Source organism: Cupriavidus taiwanensis LMG 19424 (assembly GCF_000069785.1).
GTDB classification, from domain to species: Bacteria; Pseudomonadota; Gammaproteobacteria; order Burkholderiales; family Burkholderiaceae; genus Cupriavidus; species Cupriavidus taiwanensis.
The window spans coordinates 375,957-392,117 of record NC_010528.1; the positions used below are offsets into that span (position 1 = coordinate 375,957).

The 16,161-nt window shown below is 68.6% G+C and carries 13 protein-coding genes; 5 read left to right on the plus strand and 8 right to left on the minus strand.

All coding sequences use genetic code 11. From position 1 onward, the window contains the following. The first annotated feature begins 56 nt into the window (after positions 1-56). Together otsA and RALTA_RS01825 are read left to right on the plus strand one after the other, a co-directional pair. A complete protein-coding gene (gene otsA / locus RALTA_RS01820; protein WP_012351706.1) occupies positions 57-1,448 on the plus strand; it encodes an alpha,alpha-trehalose-phosphate synthase (UDP-forming) in 1,392 nt (463 codons plus the stop codon). A gap of 38 nt (positions 1,449-1,486) precedes the next feature. After that, positions 1,487-1,840, plus strand: a complete 354-nt coding sequence (locus RALTA_RS01825) for a 4a-hydroxytetrahydrobiopterin dehydratase (protein ID WP_041232262.1) — start codon at positions 1,487-1,489, stop codon at positions 1,838-1,840. 217 nt (positions 1,841-2,057) lie between these two features. Here the strand turns inward: RALTA_RS01825 and RALTA_RS01830 are convergent, their stop codons facing one another. The 8 genes from RALTA_RS01830 to RALTA_RS01865 all read right to left on the minus strand — a co-directional run bounded on the left by RALTA_RS01830 (position 2,058) and on the right by RALTA_RS01865 (position 10,388). Beyond that, positions 2,058-2,663: a nucleotidyltransferase family protein gene (locus tag RALTA_RS01830; protein ID WP_012351708.1), complete on the minus strand. Its 606-nt coding sequence runs from the start codon at positions 2,661-2,663 to the stop codon at positions 2,058-2,060. Between the two features lie 19 nt (positions 2,664-2,682). Next, positions 2,683-3,720: an XdhC family protein gene (locus RALTA_RS01835; protein ID WP_012351709.1), complete on the minus strand. Its 1,038-nt coding sequence runs from the start codon at positions 3,718-3,720 to the stop codon at positions 2,683-2,685. Next, entirely contained in the window at positions 3,693-4,250 is a 558-nt protein-coding gene (locus RALTA_RS01840; RefSeq protein ID WP_012351710.1) for a CoxG family protein, read from the minus strand. The genes RALTA_RS01835 and RALTA_RS01840 overlap by 28 nt, the downstream gene beginning before the upstream one ends. Then, the gene (locus RALTA_RS01845) at positions 4,241-5,491 is read right to left on the minus strand and encodes a vWA domain-containing protein (RefSeq protein WP_012351711.1); all 1,251 of its coding nucleotides are present in this window, start codon (positions 5,489-5,491) and stop codon (positions 4,241-4,243) included. Before RALTA_RS01845 ends, RALTA_RS01840 begins: the two co-directional genes overlap by 10 nt. A 9-nt stretch (positions 5,492-5,500) precedes the next feature. Continuing rightward, positions 5,501-6,397: an AAA family ATPase gene (locus tag RALTA_RS01850; protein WP_012351712.1), complete on the minus strand. Its 897-nt coding sequence runs from the start codon at positions 6,395-6,397 to the stop codon at positions 5,501-5,503. 190 nt (positions 6,398-6,587) lie between these two features. After that, positions 6,588-7,388 carry an FAD binding domain-containing protein gene (locus RALTA_RS01855; RefSeq protein ID WP_012351713.1) on the minus strand — a complete coding sequence of 267 codons (801 nt, stop codon included), beginning with the start codon at positions 7,386-7,388 and terminating at the stop codon, positions 6,588-6,590. Positions 7,389-7,493: 105 nt separating this feature from the next. Continuing rightward, positions 7,494-9,872, minus strand: a complete 2,379-nt coding sequence (locus tag RALTA_RS01860) for a xanthine dehydrogenase family protein molybdopterin-binding subunit (protein ID WP_012351714.1) — start codon at positions 9,870-9,872, stop codon at positions 7,494-7,496. Between the two features lie 12 nt (positions 9,873-9,884). Beyond that, entirely contained in the window at positions 9,885-10,388 is a 504-nt protein-coding gene (locus RALTA_RS01865; RefSeq protein ID WP_012351715.1) for a (2Fe-2S)-binding protein, read from the minus strand. Between the two features lie 319 nt (positions 10,389-10,707). On the opposite strand from RALTA_RS01865, the gene RALTA_RS01870 reads away from it, so the two are divergent. The 3 genes from RALTA_RS01870 to RALTA_RS01880 all read left to right on the plus strand — a co-directional run bounded on the left by RALTA_RS01870 (position 10,708) and on the right by RALTA_RS01880 (position 16,071). Then, positions 10,708-11,286: a YqaA family protein gene (locus RALTA_RS01870; protein ID WP_012351716.1), complete on the plus strand. Its 579-nt coding sequence runs from the start codon at positions 10,708-10,710 to the stop codon at positions 11,284-11,286. Positions 11,287-11,469: 183 nt separating this feature from the next. Further along, the gene (locus tag RALTA_RS01875; RefSeq protein ID WP_012351717.1) at positions 11,470-15,444 is read left to right on the plus strand and encodes a DUF3683 domain-containing protein; all 3,975 of its coding nucleotides are present in this window, start codon (positions 11,470-11,472) and stop codon (positions 15,442-15,444) included. A gap of 189 nt (positions 15,445-15,633) precedes the next feature. After that, positions 15,634-16,071 (plus strand): HIT family protein, encoded by a 438-nt coding sequence (locus RALTA_RS01880; protein WP_012351718.1) that lies wholly within the window; start codon positions 15,634-15,636, stop codon positions 16,069-16,071. Positions 16,072-16,161 lie beyond the last annotated feature (90 nt).

Genomic DNA, 16,161 nt, shown 5'->3' on the forward strand with positions numbered 1-16,161 from the left:
ACGCTGGCACGGCGGCAGGGCCGGCACAAAGAACAAAGGACTGAAGAAGAAAATCTATGCCAAGACTTGTAGCGGTATCCAACCGGGTCGCCGATCCCCGCAACGTGGCGGCGGGCGGCCTGGCCGTCGCGCTTTCCGAAGCCCTGCGCCAGACCGGCGGCCTGTGGTTCGGCTGGAGCGGCAAGGCGCTGCAAACCGCCCAGGGCGGCACCCCCGGAGAGGGCGACCTGCACCTGCAGCAGGCCGGCAACGTCACGCTGGCCACCGTCGACCTGAGCCGCGAAGATCATGACGCCTACTACCTCGGCTACAGCAACGGCGTGCTGTGGCCGGTGTTCCACTACCGGCTGGACCTCGCGGATTTCGATTCCAACTTCCTGAACGGCTACCGGCGCGTGAACCAGCTGTTCGCGCGCAAGCTGGCGCCGCTGCTGCAGCCCGACGACATCATCTGGATCCACGACTACCACCTGATCCCGCTGGCTTCCGAGCTGCGCGCGATCGGCTGCGGCCAGAAGATCGGCTTCTTCCTGCACGTGCCGCTGCCGCCGCCGCTGATCCTGGCCGCGATCCCGCAGCATGAGTGGCTGATGCGCGCGCTGTTTGCCTACGACCTGCTCGGTTTCCAGAGCCATGCCGATGTGGAGCATTTCTCGCGCTACGTGCAGGCCGAAGCGCAGGCCGAGCCGATGGGCGAGCATCGCTACCGCGCGTTCCATCGCACGGTGCGGGCGCAGGCGTTCCCGATCGGCATCGACGTCGACGAGTTCATGGAACTGGGCCGCGGCGAGGAAGCGCAGGAAACCTACGAGATGATGTGCGCGCAATATGCGCGCCGCCGGCTGCTGCTGGGCATCGACCGGCTCGACTATTCCAAGGGCCTGCCGCAGCGGCTCAAGGCGTTCTACCGGCTGCTGGCCGAGTATCCCGAGAACCGCTCGAGCGCGACGCTGGTGCAGATCGCCGCGCCCTCGCGCGAATCGGTCGACGCCTATGCCGACCTGCGCCGCGAGATGGAGCAGCTGAGCGGCTCGATCAATGGCGAGTTCGGCGAACTGGACTGGATGCCGGTGCGCTATATCCACCGCACCACCGCGCGCAAGCGGCTGCCCGGCCTGTGCCGCGCCAGCCGCGTGGCGCTGGTGACGCCGCTGCGCGACGGCATGAACCTGGTGGCCAAGGAATTCATCGCGGCGCAGGATCCCGAAGACCCGGGCGTGCTGGTGCTGTCGCGCTTTGCCGGCGCGGCCGAGCAGCTGCGCGAGGCGCTGCTGGTCAATCCCTACGACACGCGCGCCACCGCGCAGGCGATCCAGCAGGCGTTGCACATGCCGCTGGCCGAGCGCCATCAGCGTCACCAGAAACTGCTGGAGCGCATCCGCGCGCAGGATGTGCACTGGTGGAGCCGTGAGTACCTGCGCGCACTGAGCGAGACCGAGGGCGCGTGAGTTCGGCGCGTTGCCGGTCGGGGAGCCATAGCATGGACATGAGTGAAGACCTGGCAGCGCAATCGTGCACGCCTTGCCGAGGCGGTGTGCCGCCGTTGACCCCCGAAGAAGCTGAGGCGCTATTGCAGCAGGCGCCCGGCTGGGAACTGGCCGATGGCGCGACGCGGCTCGAGCGGCGTTTCAGCTTCGGCAATTTCGCGCAGGCGCTGGCCTTTGTGACCGGCGTCGGCCAGCTGGCCGAGGCGCAGGGGCATCATCCCGAGATCAGCTTCGGCTGGGGACATGCGACGGTGTCGTGGCGCACCAAGAAGATCAAGGGCTTGCACCGCAATGATTTCATCATGGCGGTGAAGACTACAGAGCTGGCCGCGGCGCAGCAGGGCGGTGGCTGAGGCCAACGCTGTTTGCACGACAGCGCGCGGCGTTAGCGCTTGAACCACCGCAAGCCGGTCCCCTCTCCCGCTTGCGGGAGAGGGGGGCAGGAGCATCAACGAAGCGAAGGCCGTCGCTATTGCCAGCGCCGGCCCTCTCCCCCGGCCCCTCTCCCGCTTGCGGGAGAGGGGAGCACACCTGCGGAACAGCGAAGCGCAACAGCGATATACGCGCGGCTCAGCGCAAATCCGCCGGCGTATCGATATCCCGGAACGCGCCCTCGTCCTCGGTCAGGATTCGCGTCACCGGCTTGTCGTTCAGCAGCGCGCGCGCGCCTTCGTCGCCGTCCAGCGCCAGCAGCGCGTCGCGCCAGGCCGCGCCGAAGCCCACCGGATGGCCCCGTTGGCCGTTGCGCCACGGCGCGGCGATGGTGTCGGGCGTGGTGATGGTCAGCGCCACCGCGCGGATCAGCTCCATCGGCAGCCACGGCATGTCGGCCAGCGCCACCACCCAGCCGCGCGCTTCCGGCGTCGCCGCCACGGCGGCGCGCAGCGCCGCGCCCATGCCGGCTTCGGCCTCGGGCGCTTCCAGCACGCGGCAGCCGCCGCGGCGCAGTTCTGCCGCCAGCGCCGGGTTGCCGGGGCGGATCACGGCGATCGACTCCGGCAGCGCCGCGGCCAGCGTGCGGGCGCTGCGCCAGGCGACGGAGCGTCCGCCGGGCAGCACCTCCAGCAGCTTGTTGCGCTGGCCGGCGGCATCGAAGCGGCGGCCGAAGCCGGCGGCCAGCAGGATGCCGGTGGGCAGGTCGGTGCGGAGCAGGGGAGCGTTGGGGGCGGCGGTCATGGCGGCACTCGCGGGGTCGTTAGGCAGGATCGGGCGCCACGTCGCAACTGCTGCCGGTGCTGGCGGCCATCTCGCGCGCGGCCTTGGCGCCTTCCACCTGCAGGATGTCGGGCAGCGAGACGTGGTTCTTGGCCGCGATCACCTCGGCCAGGATCGAGATGGCGATCTCGGGCGGCGTGCGGCTGCCGATATAGATGCCCACCGGGCCGTGCAGGCGTGCCAGCTGCAGCTCGGTCAGGTCGAACTCCTTGAGCCGCTCGCGGCGCGCCTGGTTGTTGCGGCGCGACCCCAGCGCGCCCACATAGAAGGCGCGGGTGCGCAGCGCTTCCATCAGGGCCAGGTCGTCCAGCTTGGGGTCGTGCGTCAGCGCGATCACGGCGCAGCGCTCGTCCAGCTTCATGTCGGTGACGGTGTCGTCCGGCATGGTGCGCACCATGGTCACGCCGGGGATGTCCCAGGTCTCGGTGTACTCTTCGCGCGGGTCGCACACGGTGACCTGGAAGCCCAGGCCAACGGCAATCTGGCACAGGTACTTGGAGAGCTGGCCCGCGCCAATCACCAGCATGCGGTAGCGCGGGCCGTGGATGGTGAGCAGGGTCTTGCCGTCGAACGCCAGCCCGTCGGTGGCATTGGCCGGGCCCAGCGTGGCCGCGCCCGTGGCCATGTCCAGCGTGCGCGCGACCAGGCGGCCGTTCTCCACGGCGTCGAGCAGCTCGGCGATGCCGCTGGCCGGCTTGAGCGGCTCGGCGACCAGCTCGATGGTGCCGCCGCAGGGCAGGCCAAAGCGGTGGGCCTCCTCGGCGCTGATGCCGTACTTGATCGCCTCGGGGCGGTCCGAGGTGATGCCCTGCCGGCGCACGCGGTCGATGATGTCGTCCTCGATGCAGCCGCCCGAGACCGAACCGACCACCAGGCCGTCGTCGCGCACGGCCAGCATCGCACCCTCGGGTCGGGGCGACGAGCCCCAGGTCCGCACTACCGTCACCAGCAGCACGCGGTGGCCCTGCTGCTGCCACTGCACGCTGTTCTTCAGGACTTCGAGATCCACGCTGTCCATGATCGTTTCCGCTTCGGTTCCTCTGTCTGTTCATTCTCGCCTGCGGCTGCGGCGGGGGCGCCCTCGGCCGCTGGCGTTTCTTGTGTGGTGTCCGGTGATACCGCCTCCGTGAAGCGCGCAAAGAAGGTGTCAGCCAGCTTGCGTGCCGCGGCGTCCACCAGCCGCGAGCCGATCTGTGCGATCTTGCCCCCCACATGGGCGTCGACGGTGTACGTCAGCACGGTCTCGTCGCCGTCAGGTTCCAGCTTCACGCGGGCGGTTCCCTTGCCGAAGCCTGCCGCGCCACCCTGGCCGTCAAAACGGATGGTGTAGCTGTCGGGCGCCTGGATGTCTTCCAGCGCCATGCGGCCCTTGAAGCGTGCCTTGACCGGGCCCACCGCGGCTGTCATGGCCAGCAGGTAGGCGTGGTCGCCGTCGGGCTCGATACTCTCACATCCCGGGATGCATTGCTTGAGCAGCCCGGTGTCGTTGAGCGCTTCCCATGCCACCTGCTGCGGGACCGGCAGGCGCTGGCTCTGGTTCATTTCCATGGCGGGGCTTCCTTTCTTGGTGGGTTGGGGGCACCGGCCCGCGCGGGGCCGCCCTGGCCGGACAGCAGGGATTCGAGCGCCAGCAGGCTGTCCAGGTTGTGCGCGGGGCGCAGCGCGTCGACATGCGGCAGGATCGCCTGCACGCCGCGCGCCTGCGGCGTGAATCCAGGGTAGCGCAGCAGCGGATTGAGCCAGACGATGCGGTGCGCAAAGCGGCGCAAGCGAGCCATTTCGTCGCCGAGCAGGTCGATCTGCTCGTGGTCGAGCCCGTCGGTGACCAGTAGCACGGTGGCGCGCCCGGACAGCGTGCGCCGCGCCCAGTGGCGGTTGAAGCTCGCCAGCGCGGCGCCGATGCGGGTGCCGCCGGCCCAGTCGCGCACCTGGCCGGTGATCACGGCGACGGCCTCGTCCGGGTCGCGTTCGCGCAGCGAGCGGGTGATGTTGGTCAGCCGCGTGCCGAACAGGAACACCGACATCCGCTCGCGCGACTGCATCAGCGCATGGCAGAAGTACAGCACCGCGCGCGAGTACTGGCTCATCGAGCCGGAGATGTCGAGCAGCAGCACCACCGGCGGCTTGCGCTCGGCATGCTTGCGGAATTTCCAGCGCAGCCACTCGCCGTGCTGGCGCACCGCCAGGCGCGCGCTGGCGCGCAGGTCGGCGTGGGTGCCGCAGGTGGCGGCGCGCAGCCGGCGCGTGCGCTGCAGCGCCAGATGGGCGCGGCGGGTGCGCACCAGGTGCTGCAGCGCGCGCCATTCCTGCGCGCTCAGGGTCTCGAAATCGCGCTGCGCCAGGCGCTCCTGGTCGGAGAAGGTCAGCGGCACGTGGATCCTTTCCGCCTCGGCCTGCGCCGGGCGCGATGGCATTTCCGGCTGGCGCGCGGCCAGCGCATCGGCCAGTCGGTTGCTGCGCTTGGGCGGCGGCGTGCCCGCGTCCACGCGCGGCAGCAACAGCGCACGCAGCTTGCCTTCCCAGTCGGGGTCGCGCCAGAACAGGTCGAAGGCCGCATCGAACAGCGGACGCTGGTCGGGGCCGGACAGCACCAGCGCCGCCAGCGCGGCGCGCACCTCGTCGCGCTGGCCGATATCGACCAGTCGCAGCGCGGTCAGTGCATCGGCCGCGTGCGCCGGCGACAGCGCAAAGCCGCCGTCGCGCAGCAGCCGCATGAAGTGGGTGACGTTGCGCGCCAGCACCGGCAGTGCCGTTCGCGGACCGCCGCCGTGCGCGCCGGCGTGCAGCATCGGCACGGCTCAGGCTCCCGGCGTGGCGCCCGCCAGCAATTCCGCCACGGTAGGGCCGTCGACGCGCGCCAGGTCGTCCTGGTACTTGAGCAGCACGCCCAGCGTATCGCGCACGGACTGCGGATCGAGTTCGGTGGTGCCCAGCGCCGCCAGCGCACGGCACCAGTCGATGGCCTCGGCGATGCCGGGCGCCTTGAACAGGTCGATGCCGCGCAACCGGTGCACGAAGTCGATCGCCTGCGCCTGCAGCGCGGCGGCGGCCTCGGGCGCGCGCGCCGCGACAATCTGCAGTTCGCGGTCGCGCTCCGGATAGCCCACCCACTGGTACAGGCAGCGGCGCTTGAGCGCGTCGTGGACTTCGCGCGTGCGGTTGGAGGTGATCACGATCAGCGGCGGGCGCTCGGCGCGGATCACGCCGATCTCGGGGATCGAAACCTGGAATTCGGACAGCACCTCGAGCAGGAAGGCCTCGAACGGTTCGTCCGCGCGGTCGATCTCGTCGATCAGCAGCACGCGCGGCACGCCCGGTGCGGCGGGGTCGGGCAGCAGCGACTCCAGCAGCGGGCGCTTGAGCAGGTAGTCGTCGTGGTACAGCGACTGCGCCTCGGGCCGTTCGCCGCGGGCCTCCGCCAGCCGCAGCGCCATGATCTGGCGCGGGTAGTCCCATTCGTAGAGCGCGCTGGCGGCATCGAGGCCCTCATAGCACTGCAGCCGCAGCAGCCGCGTGCCGAGCACGCCCGCCATGGCTTGCGCCAGCGCGGTCTTGCCGACGCCGGGCTCGCCTTCGAGGAACAGCGGGCGCTGCATGCGCAGCGCGAGGTAGAGCACCGTGGCGGTTTCGCGGTCGGCGAAGTATTGCTGGTGTGCGAGCTGGGCGAGGGTGTGGTCGATGGAGGTTGGGAGCATGAAGCGATTGTGTGTGCCGACGCAACCAGCGCGCCGTCGGTTTGCTCCCCTCTCCCGCTTGCGGGAGAGGGGCGGGGGAGAGGGCAGGAGGTTCGCCCGCGACAACGCCTGATTCAAGCGCCGGCCCTCTCCCCCAACCCCTCTCCCGCCAGGCGGGAGAGGGGAGACAACATGCGGCAGTAGAGAAACGCTATCCCTTCACCGCCGCTTCCACCGCCCTGGCCGCCAGCACCGGAATCAGATGCGCCCGGTACTCCGCCGACGCATGCAGGTCGGTATTCAGCGTCCCCGCGTCGACCTTCACGCCACGCGCCGCCTGCGCGCTGAAGTCGGCCGACAGCGCCTGCTCCAGCGGCTGGCACCGGAACACGCTGTCGGCGGCTCCGGTGACCGCCACGCGCACCGTATTCCCGGAGCGCGCCACCATCACCCCCACCAGCGCAAAGCGCGAGGCAGGATTGCGGAACTTCACATAGGCCGCCTGATCCGGGATCGGGAACCGCACCGCGGTGATCAGCTCGTCGGGTTCCAGCGCGGTCTCGTAGAGGCCCTTGAAGAAGTCATCCGCCGCGATGCTGCGCCGGTCGGTGACCACGGTGGCGCCCAGCCCCAGCACCGCCGCGGGGTAGCACGCCGCCGGATCATCGTTCGCCAGCGCGCCGCCGATGGTGCCCATCGCGCGCACCTGCCGGTCGCCGATGCCGCCGGCCAGCGCGGCCAGCGCGGGGATGCGCTCGCGCACCGTGGCGTTCTCGGCCACGTCGGCATGGCGCGCAGCGGCGCCGATGGCGATCTCGTTGCCGTCGACGCGGATCTCGGCCATGCCGGGAATACGCGCCACGTCGACCAGCGTCGAAGGCGACGCCAGCCGCAGCTTCATTGCCGCCAACAGGCTCTGGCCGCCGCCGAGGAACTTGGCGTCGGGATCGGCCTTGAGCTTGGCCACCGCCGCCTTGGCATCCGCGGCGCGTTCAAAGTTGAATGCGTACATGTCGGTTTCCTTTTGCTTGTCGTTCCCGCGCAGGCGGGAACCCAGTGTCTTTGTCAGCGGTTGCAAAAGTCGCTGGGCTCCCGCCTTCGCGGGAGCGACGGCATATCACGGCGTCCGCGCGGCCTGGATCGCCTGCCATACGCGGTGCGGCGTGGCGGGCATCTGCACATCCTTCACGCCCAGCGGCGACAGCGCATCGACCAGCGCGTTGATGAACGCCGGCGGCGAGCCGATCGCGCCGGCCTCGCCGCAGCCCTTGACGCCCAGCGGGTTGTGCGTGCACGGCGTGCCGCTGGCGGTCTCGACGGTGAAGTCGGGCAGGTCGCCGGCGCGCGGCATGGCGTAGTCCATGTACGAGCCGGTCAGCAGCTGGCCGCTGTCTTTGTCGTAGACGCACTGCTCCATCATCGCCTGGCCCAGCCCCTGGCCGATGCCGCCATGCACCTGGCCTTCGACGATCATCGGGTTGATGATGTTGCCGAAGTCGTCGACCGCGGTGAACTTGACCACCTGCGACTCGCCCGTGTCCGGGTCGACTTCGACCTCGCACACATAGGCGCCGGACGGGTAGGTGAAGTTGGTCGGGTCGTAGAAGGCGTTTTCGTTCAGGCCCGGCTCGAGCTTGTCGAGCGGGTAGTTGTGCGGCACGTAGGCGCTCAGCGCGACCTCGCCGAAGGTCTTGGTCCGGTCCGTGCCCGCCACGCGGAACACGCCGTTGCTGAACTCGATGTCGCTGTCCGACGCCTCCAGCAGGTGCGCGGCGATCTTCTTGGCCTTGGCCTCGATCTTGTCGAGCGCCTTGACGATGGCCGAGCCGCCCACGGCCAGCGAGCGCGAGCCGTAGGTGCCCATGCCGAACGGCACCCGCCCGGTATCGCCATGCACGATCTCGACCTGGTCGAGCTGCAGCCCCAGGCGGTCGGCCACCACCTGGGCGAAGGTGGTCTCGTGGCCCTGGCCGTGGCTGTGCGAGCCGGTGAAGACCGTCACGGTGCCGGTCGGATGCACGCGGATCTCGCCGACTTCGAACAGGCCCGCGCGCGCGCCGAGCGCGCCGGCGATGTTCGACGGTGCCAGCCCGCACGCTTCGATATAGCAGGAGTAACCGAGGCCGCGCAGCTTGCCGCGCTGCTTCGCTTCATCGCGCCGTGCCGGGAAGCCCTTGACGTCGGCCAGTTCCTGCGCGCGCGCCAGGCAGGGCTCGTAGTCGCCGGTGTCGTAGGTCAGACCCACCGGGGTGGCATACGGGAACTGCCGGATGAAGTTCTTGCGGCGCAGCTCGGCCGGATCGATGTTCAGCTCGTGCGCGGCGGTCTCCACCAGGCGCTCGACCACGAAGGTGGCTTCGGGCCGCCCCGCGCCGCGGTAGGCGTCCACCGGCGCGGTATTGGTGAACACCGCCTGCACCTCGGCATAGATCGCCGGGGTGGCGTACTGGCCGGCCAGCAGCGTCGCGTACAGGATGGTCGGCACGCTGCTGGCGAAGGTCGACAGGTAGGCGCCCATGTTGGCGACCGTATGCACCCGCATCGCCAGGAACTTGCCGTCGGCATCGAGCGCCAGCTCGGCCCGCGTCACATGATCGCGGCCATGCGCGTCGGTCAGGAAGGATTCGCTGCGGTCCGCGGTCCACTTGACCGGGCGGCCGACCTTCTTCGATGCCCAGGTCAGCGCCACGTCTTCCGGGTACAGGAAGATCTTGGAGCCGAAGCCGCCGCCCACGTCGGGCGCGATGATGCGCAGCCGCGATTCCGGCAGCCCCAGCACGAACGCGCCCATCAGCAGGCGTTCGACGTGCGGGTTCTGGTTGGCGACGTAGACGGTGTAGCTGTCGTCCTGGCGCGTGTAGCTGGCGTTGACCGCGCGCGGCTCGATCGCGTTCGGGATCAGCCGGTTGTTGACGATCTCCAGCGTGGTCACGTGCGCGGCCCTGGCGAAGGCCGCATCGGTGGCGGCCTTGTCGCCATGGCCCCAGGTGTAGCAGGTGTTGGCCGGCACGTCGTCGTGCACCAGGGTCGAGGCCGACGCGGCGTCGGCGGCGCTGACCACGGCCGGCAGCTCTTCGTAGTCGACGTCGATCTGTTCGGCGGCGTCGCGCGCCTGCTGCAGCGTCTCGGCGATCACCAGAGCCACCTGGTCGCCGACGTGGCGTACCTTGTCGTGCGCGATCACCGGGTGCGGCGGCTCCTTCATCGGCGAGCCGTCGATGCTGTGGATCAGCCAGCCGCAGGGCAGGCCGCCCACCTTGTCGGCGGCGAGGTCCGCGCCGGTCAGCACGGCGATCACGCCGGGCGCGGCCAGCGCCGCGCTCTTGTCGATCGCGCGGATGCGCGCATGCGCGTACGGCGAGCGCAGGAAATACGCGTAGCTCTGCTGCGGCAGCACGATGTCGTCGGTGTACTGGCCGTTGCCGGTCAGGTAGCGGTAGTCTTCCTTGCGCTTGACGGAAGCGCCCACCAGGCGCTGGTTATCGGGTGCGTTCATGGCGGATCCCCCTTATTCGGCGCTGGCGGCACTGGCCGTGCCCTGCATGGCCGCCTGGCCCTGCTGCACCGCACGCACGATGTTGTGGTAGCCCGTGCAGCGGCACAGGTTGCCTTCAAGGTGGGCGCGGATGGTGGCGGCGTCGGCGTCGGGATGCTGCTGGACCAGCGCGGTCGCGCTCATCACCATGCCCGGCGTGCAGAAGCCGCATTGCAGTCCGTGGCATTCGCGGAAGGCTTCCTGCATTGGGTGCAGGGCGTTGCCTGCCCGGTCGCCGGCCAGTCCTTCGATGGTGGTCACGGTGGCGCCGTCCGCCTGCAGCGCCAGGATGTTGCACGACTTCACCGCGCGGCCATCCAGGTGGACCGTGCAGGCGCCGCACTGCGCGGTGTCGCAGCCGACGTGGGTGCCGGTCAGGCGCAGCTGTTCGCGCAGGAACTGGACCAGGAGGGTGTTGGGTTCTACCTGCGCGTCAACGGGCTTGCCGTTGACCGTCAGGCGGATCGGAATCGCCATGCTTGTCTCCATGTGGGGTGGACGCGCATGACCAATACCCAGATCCCGAAAGCAAAGCGCGGGACTGGCCACGACGCGGTACTGCCGCTTAAGACGGCTATAGGACGGCTAATTCGTGATATTGGTGCTGCCGCTGCAACTGCTGTAGGTGCGCCAGCGAACGCTGCGGCCGGCGCATCGGCACGGCCGGCGAACGTTTGGCCGCGACAGGCTCTAACAGTTAATCACAAATCCCGCACAGGTGCCATGTGGTTTGCCCGCGCCCCGTTTGGGGCACGGCCCGCTAGAATGAGCCGCGCCACCGGCCCTGTTCTCTTACATGGAAGCCTTCTTCGACTGGCTGTTTGAAACCATTGCCTTGCCCAAGGTAGGCCTGCCCGCGATCTTCGTGGTCAGCCTGGTGTCGGCCACCTTGCTGCCGCTCGGCTCCGAGCCGGCCGTGTTCGGCTACGTCAAGCTCAATCCGCAGATGTTCTGGCCGGCGATCGTGGTGGCCACCGCAGGCAACACCGTCGGCGGCGCGATCGACTGGTGGCTGGGCTACGCCGCCAAGCTGGCGCTGGTGCGCTACCACAAGCGGCGCCGCGCGCGCGAGCACGAGGCCGAGCACCTGGAGCACCGCGCCCACGCGCGCAAGCCGCCCAAGCCCAAGCTCGATGTCCGCTATTTCCGCTGGATGCGCCGGCTGGGCCCGCCCACGCTGCTGCTGTCGTGGCTGCCCGGTGTGGGTGATCCATTGTGCACGTTGGCGGGCTGGCTGCGGCTGTCGTTCTGGCCCAGCCTGGCCTGGATGGCAGTCGGCAAGTTTCTGCGCTACCTGGTCATGACTGCCGGCCTGATGTGGATTCCGGACACTTTTTGGCAGAACATTGCGCACACGGTGAAGGCCTGGTTCTGATCGCTGCGTGGCGCAGGCGCCGTCTTGCGCGTCGGGTCCGACCCGCCAGACAGGCGCTAATCCCTTGTTCCGACAAGGATTCCGTCATGCTGCGGTGCGGCGAAAGCAGGGCTTGCAGTACAATCGCCCTTTACTGAACGATTCGCGCACTGTCCCCGTGCGCAGCAGGAAGCGGTCCCCTCCATGAACGCCCCACTCGTGCTCGACGCCAAGCTCGCCGCGCAGGACGCCCCGCCGCGCCTGCGTGAAATTCCTTATAACTACACGTCCTTCTCGGACCGCGAGATTGTCATCCGCCTGCTGGGCGAAGAGGCCTGGCGCATACTGGACGAGCTGCGCAGCGAGCGCCGCACCGGCCGCTCCGCCCGCATGCTGTACGAGGTGCTGGGCGATATCTGGGTGGTCCGCCGCAATCCCTACCTGCAGGACGACCTGCTGGAAAATCCCAAGCGTCGCCAGATGCTGGTCAGCGCGCTGCATCACCGCCTGAACGAGATCGAGAAGCGCCGCGCCGCCGACCGTGCCGAGCACGCCGAGCCCGCCGCCGAGGACCGTTCGCACCGCGTGGAGCAGCTGGTCGCCTTCGCCAAGCAGGCGATCGAGGACTTCAAGAACGAATTCGCCGCCGCCTACGACCTGCGCAAGCGCGCGCAGCGCGTGCTGGGCCGCGTCACGCAGAAGGACAACATCAAGTTCGACGGGCTGTCGCGCGTGTCGCACGTGACCGACGCCACCGACTGGCGCGTGGAATACCCGTTCGTGGTGCTGACGCCGGACACCGAGGAAGAGATCGCCGGCCTGGTCAAGGGCTGCTTCGAACTCGGCCTGACCATCATCCCGCGCGGGGGCGGCACCGGCTACACCGGCGGCGCCGTGCCGCTGACGCCGATGAGCGCGGTGATCAATACCGAGAAGCTGGAGCAGCTGGGTCCGGTCGAGCAGACCGACCTGCCGGGCGTGCCGCACAAGGTCGCGACCATCTTCTCGGGCGCCGGCGTGGTGACGCGCCGCGTGGCCGATGCCGCCGACAAGGCGGGCCTGGTGTTCGCGGTCGACCCGACCTCGATCGACGCCTCGTGCATCGGCGGCAATGTCGCCATGAACGCCGGCGGCAAGAAGGCCGTGCTGTGGGGCACCGCGCTCGACAACCTGGCCTGGTGGCGCATGGTGGACCCGGAAGGCAACTGGCTGGAAATTACCCGGCTGGACCACAACCTGGGCAAGATCCACGACGTACCGGTGGCCACCTTCGAGCTGAAGTGGTCCGACGGCAACCGCGCGCCGGGCGAGAAGGTGCTGCGCACCGAGACGCTCGCCATCGAAGGCCGCAAGTTCCGCAAGGAAGGCCTGGGCAAGGACGTCACCGACAAGTTCCTGGCCGGCCTGCCCGGCGTGCAGAAGGAAGGCTGCGATGGCATCATCACCAGCGCGCGCTGGATCCTGCACCGCATGCCGAAGCACATCCGCACCGTGTGCCTGGAGTTCTTCGGCCAGGCGCGCGACGCCATCCCCAGCATCGTCGAGATCAAGGACTTCCTCGACGCCGAGACCAAAAAGCCCGGCGGCGCCATCCTGGCCGGCCTTGAGCACCTGGACGAGCGCTACCTGCGCGCGGTCGGCTACGCCACCAAGAGCAAGCGCAACGCCTTCCCGAAGATGGTGCTGATCGGCGATATCGTCGGCGACGATGAAGACGCCGTGGCGCGCGCCACCTCGGAAGTGATCCGCATGGCCAACGGCAAGAGCGGCGAGGGCTTTATCGCCGTCAGCCCGGAGGCGCGCAAGAAGTTCTGGCTCGACCGCTCGCGCACCGCCGCGATCGCGAAGCACACCAACGCCTTCAAGATCAACGAAGACGTGGTGATCCCGCTCAACCGCATGGGCGAGTACACCGACGGCATCGAGCGCATCAATATCGAGCTGTCGATCAAGAGCAAGCTGCAGCTGGTCGACGCGCTGGAAGCGTTCTTCGCGCGCGGCAACCTGCCGCTGGGCCGCAGCGACGACGCCAACGAAATCCCCAGCGCCGAACTGCTGGAAGACCGCGTGCAGCACGCGCTGACGCTGCTGCGCGAGATCCGCGCGCGCTGGCGCTACCTGCAAGACCACCTCGACACGCCGCTGGCGCAGGCCAAGGCCTCGCTGATCGGGCACGGTCTGGGCCTGCTGGGCCAGGAATTCGAGGCGCGGCTGCACCAGCAGCCGGACGCCAGCGTGTTCCACCTGCTGCAGGACCGCACCATCCGCGTGTCGTGGAAGAACGAGATCCGCGCCGAGCTGCGCAAGATCTTCAACGGTGGCGAATTCAAGCCGATCCTGGACGAAGCGCAGAAGATCCACAAGCAGGTGCTGCGCGGCCGCGTCTTCGTCGCGCTGCACATGCACGCCGGCGACGGCAACGTGCACACCAACATCCCCGTCAACTCCGACGACTACGACATGCTGCAGGACGCGCACCGCGCGGTGGCCCGCATCATGGACCTGGCGCGTTCGCTCGACGGCGTGATCTCGGGCGAGCACGGCATCGGCATCACCAAGCTGGAGTTCCTGACCGAGGCAGAGATCGGCGACTTCCGCGCCTACAAGCAGAAGGTCGATCCGCAGGGCCGCTTCAACAAGGGCAAGCTGCTGCCGGGCGCCGACCTGCGCAATGCCTACACGCCGTCGTTCGGGCTGATGGGGCATGAGTCGCTGATCATGCAGCAGAGCGACATCGGCGCCATTGCCGAAAGCGTCAAGGACTGCCTGCGCTGCGGCAAGTGCAAGCCGGTGTGCGCCACCCACGTGCCGCGCGCCAACCTGCTGTACAGCCCGCGCAACAAGATCCTGGCCACGTCGCTGCTGGTCGAGGCCTTCCTGTATGAAGAGCAGACCCGCCGCGGCATCTCGGTCAAGCACTGGGACGAGTTCTCCGACGTGGCCGACCACTGCACCGTGTGCCACAAGTGCGTGACGCCGTGTCCGGTCAAGATCGACTTCGGCGACGTGTCGATGAACATGCGCAACCTGCTGCGCAAGATGGGGCAGAAGAAGTTCAACCCCGGCACTGCGGCGTCGATGTTCTTCCTCAACGCCACCAATCCCGAGACCATCAACCTGACCCGCAAGGTCATGATCGACTGGGGTTACAAGGCGCAGCGCCTGGGCAACGACGTCCTGAAGAAGATCGCGAAGAAGCAGACCGCGCATCCGCCCGCGACGGTGGGCAAGCCGCCGGTGCGCGAGCAGGTGATCCACTTCATCAACAAGAAGATGCCGGGCAACCTGCCCAAGAAGACCGCGCGCGCGCTGCTCGACATCGAAGACAACGAGATCGTGCCGATCATCCGCGACCCGAAGGCGACCACGCCGGAAACGGAAGCGGTGTTCTACTTCCCGGGCTGCGGCTCGGAGCGGCTGTTCTCGCAGGTCGGGCTGGCCACGCAGGCGATGCTGTGGCACGTGGGCGTGCAGACCGTGCTGCCGCCGGGCTACCTGTGCTGCGGTTATCCGCAGCGCGGCAACGGCCAGTACGACAAGGCCGAGAAGATCGTCACCGACAACCGCGTGCTGTTCCACCGCGTGGCCAACACGCTGAACTACCTCGACATCAAGACCGTGGTGGTCAGCTGCGGCACCTGCTACGACCAGCTCGCCGGGTATGAATTCGACAAGATCTTCCCCGGCTGCCGCATCATCGACATCCACGAGTACCTGCTCGAGAAGGGCGTCAAGCTGGAAGGCGTGACCGGTACGCGCTACATGTACCACGATCCCTGCCACACGCCGATCAAGACCGTCGATCCCACCAAGCTGGTCAACGACCTGATGGGCGGCAACGCCGGCCTGGGCAAGATCGAGAAGAACGAGCGCTGCTGCGGGGAATCGGGCACGCTGGCGGTGACGCGTCCCGACATTTCGACGCAGGTCCGCTTCCGCAAGGAAGAAGAGATGACCAGGGGCGCCGACAAGCTGCGCGCCGACGGCTTCACCGGCGACGTCAAGATCCTGACCAGCTGCCCGTCGTGCCTGCAGGGCCTGTCGCGCTACAAGGAAGATGCGTCGGTGCAGGCGGACTACATCGTGATCGAGATGGCCAAGCACCTGCTGGGCGAGAACTGGATGCCCGAGTATGTGGCGAAGGCCAATGCGGGTGGTATCGAGCGGGTGCTGGTGTAAGGCCTGACGGCGCCGACTCTTGCCGCTGGTTTTCTCCCCTCTCCCGCGAGCGGGAGAGGGGCGGGGGAGAGGGCCGGCGCATCGCATGGCGACGGCGGTCACTTTGTGGATGCTCCCGCCCTCTCCCCCAACCCCTCTCCCGCAGGCGGGAAAGGGGGACAACACTCAGCGTGAAAGGTAGCGCGCCGCATGATCAAAAGCCCCAACTGCCCCCTCTGCGAAACCGACGGCGGCGAACTGGTCTGGATGGGCGACCGCGCCCGCCTGATCCTGGTCGAGCATGACCGTTTCCCCGGCTTCTGCCGCATCGTCTGGAACGACCACGTGGCCGAGCTGAGCGACCTGGACGAGGGCGACCAGGCCTGGCTGATGCGGCTGGTCGCGCGCGTCGAGCGGGTGGTGCGCGAGGTGATGACGCCCGACAAGGTCAACCTGGCCGCATTCGGCAATATGGTGCCGCACCTGCACTGGCACATCATCCCGCGCTACCGCTGGGATACGCACTTCCCCGAGGCGATCTGGGCCGCGCCGCAGCGCGCGGCGGATGCCGTGCGCGTGCGGGAACTGGCCAGCCGGCTGCCGGCGCTGCGTACGGCGCTGGCGCTGGTCGAAGCGGGCGACGCCTGAAGGCGGGCGCGGAACCCGCGCCCGCCGGCAACCGTCTGAATGCAGATGCCGCCGCGGTCGCGCCTGCGCCGCGGCACCAGAACAACAGGC

Bases quoted from the DNA above. Each gene is read 5' to 3' on its own strand.
- RALTA_RS01840 (WP_012351710.1), bottom strand. From the start codon at position 4,250: ATGGAAATGAACCAGAGCCAGCGCCTGCCGGTCCCGCAGCAGGTGGCA.
- RALTA_RS01830 (WP_012351708.1), bottom strand. From the start codon at position 2,663: ATGACCGCCGCCCCCAACGCTCCCCTGCTCCGCACCGACCTGCCCACC.
- RALTA_RS01875 (WP_012351717.1), top strand. From the start codon at position 11,470: ATGAACGCCCCACTCGTGCTCGACGCCAAGCTCGCCGCGCAGGACGCC.
- RALTA_RS01855 (WP_012351713.1), bottom strand. From the start codon at position 7,388: ATGTACGCATTCAACTTTGAACGCGCCGCGGATGCCAAGGCGGCGGTG.
- RALTA_RS01835 (WP_012351709.1), bottom strand. From the start codon at position 3,720: ATGGACAGCGTGGATCTCGAAGTCCTGAAGAACAGCGTGCAGTGGCAG.
- RALTA_RS01825 (WP_041232262.1), top strand. From the start codon at position 1,487: ATGAGTGAAGACCTGGCAGCGCAATCGTGCACGCCTTGCCGAGGCGGT.
- otsA (WP_012351706.1), top strand. From the start codon at position 57: ATGCCAAGACTTGTAGCGGTATCCAACCGGGTCGCCGATCCCCGCAAC.
- RALTA_RS01860 (WP_012351714.1), bottom strand. From the start codon at position 9,872: ATGAACGCACCCGATAACCAGCGCCTGGTGGGCGCTTCCGTCAAGCGC.
- RALTA_RS01870 (WP_012351716.1), top strand. From the start codon at position 10,708: ATGGAAGCCTTCTTCGACTGGCTGTTTGAAACCATTGCCTTGCCCAAG.
- RALTA_RS01850 (WP_012351712.1), bottom strand. From the start codon at position 6,397: ATGCTCCCAACCTCCATCGACCACACCCTCGCCCAGCTCGCACACCAG.
- RALTA_RS01845 (WP_012351711.1), bottom strand. From the start codon at position 5,491: ATGCTGCACGCCGGCGCGCACGGCGGCGGTCCGCGAACGGCACTGCCG.
- RALTA_RS01880 (WP_012351718.1), top strand. From the start codon at position 15,634: ATGATCAAAAGCCCCAACTGCCCCCTCTGCGAAACCGACGGCGGCGAA.
- RALTA_RS01865 (WP_012351715.1), bottom strand. From the start codon at position 10,388: ATGGCGATTCCGATCCGCCTGACGGTCAACGGCAAGCCCGTTGACGCG.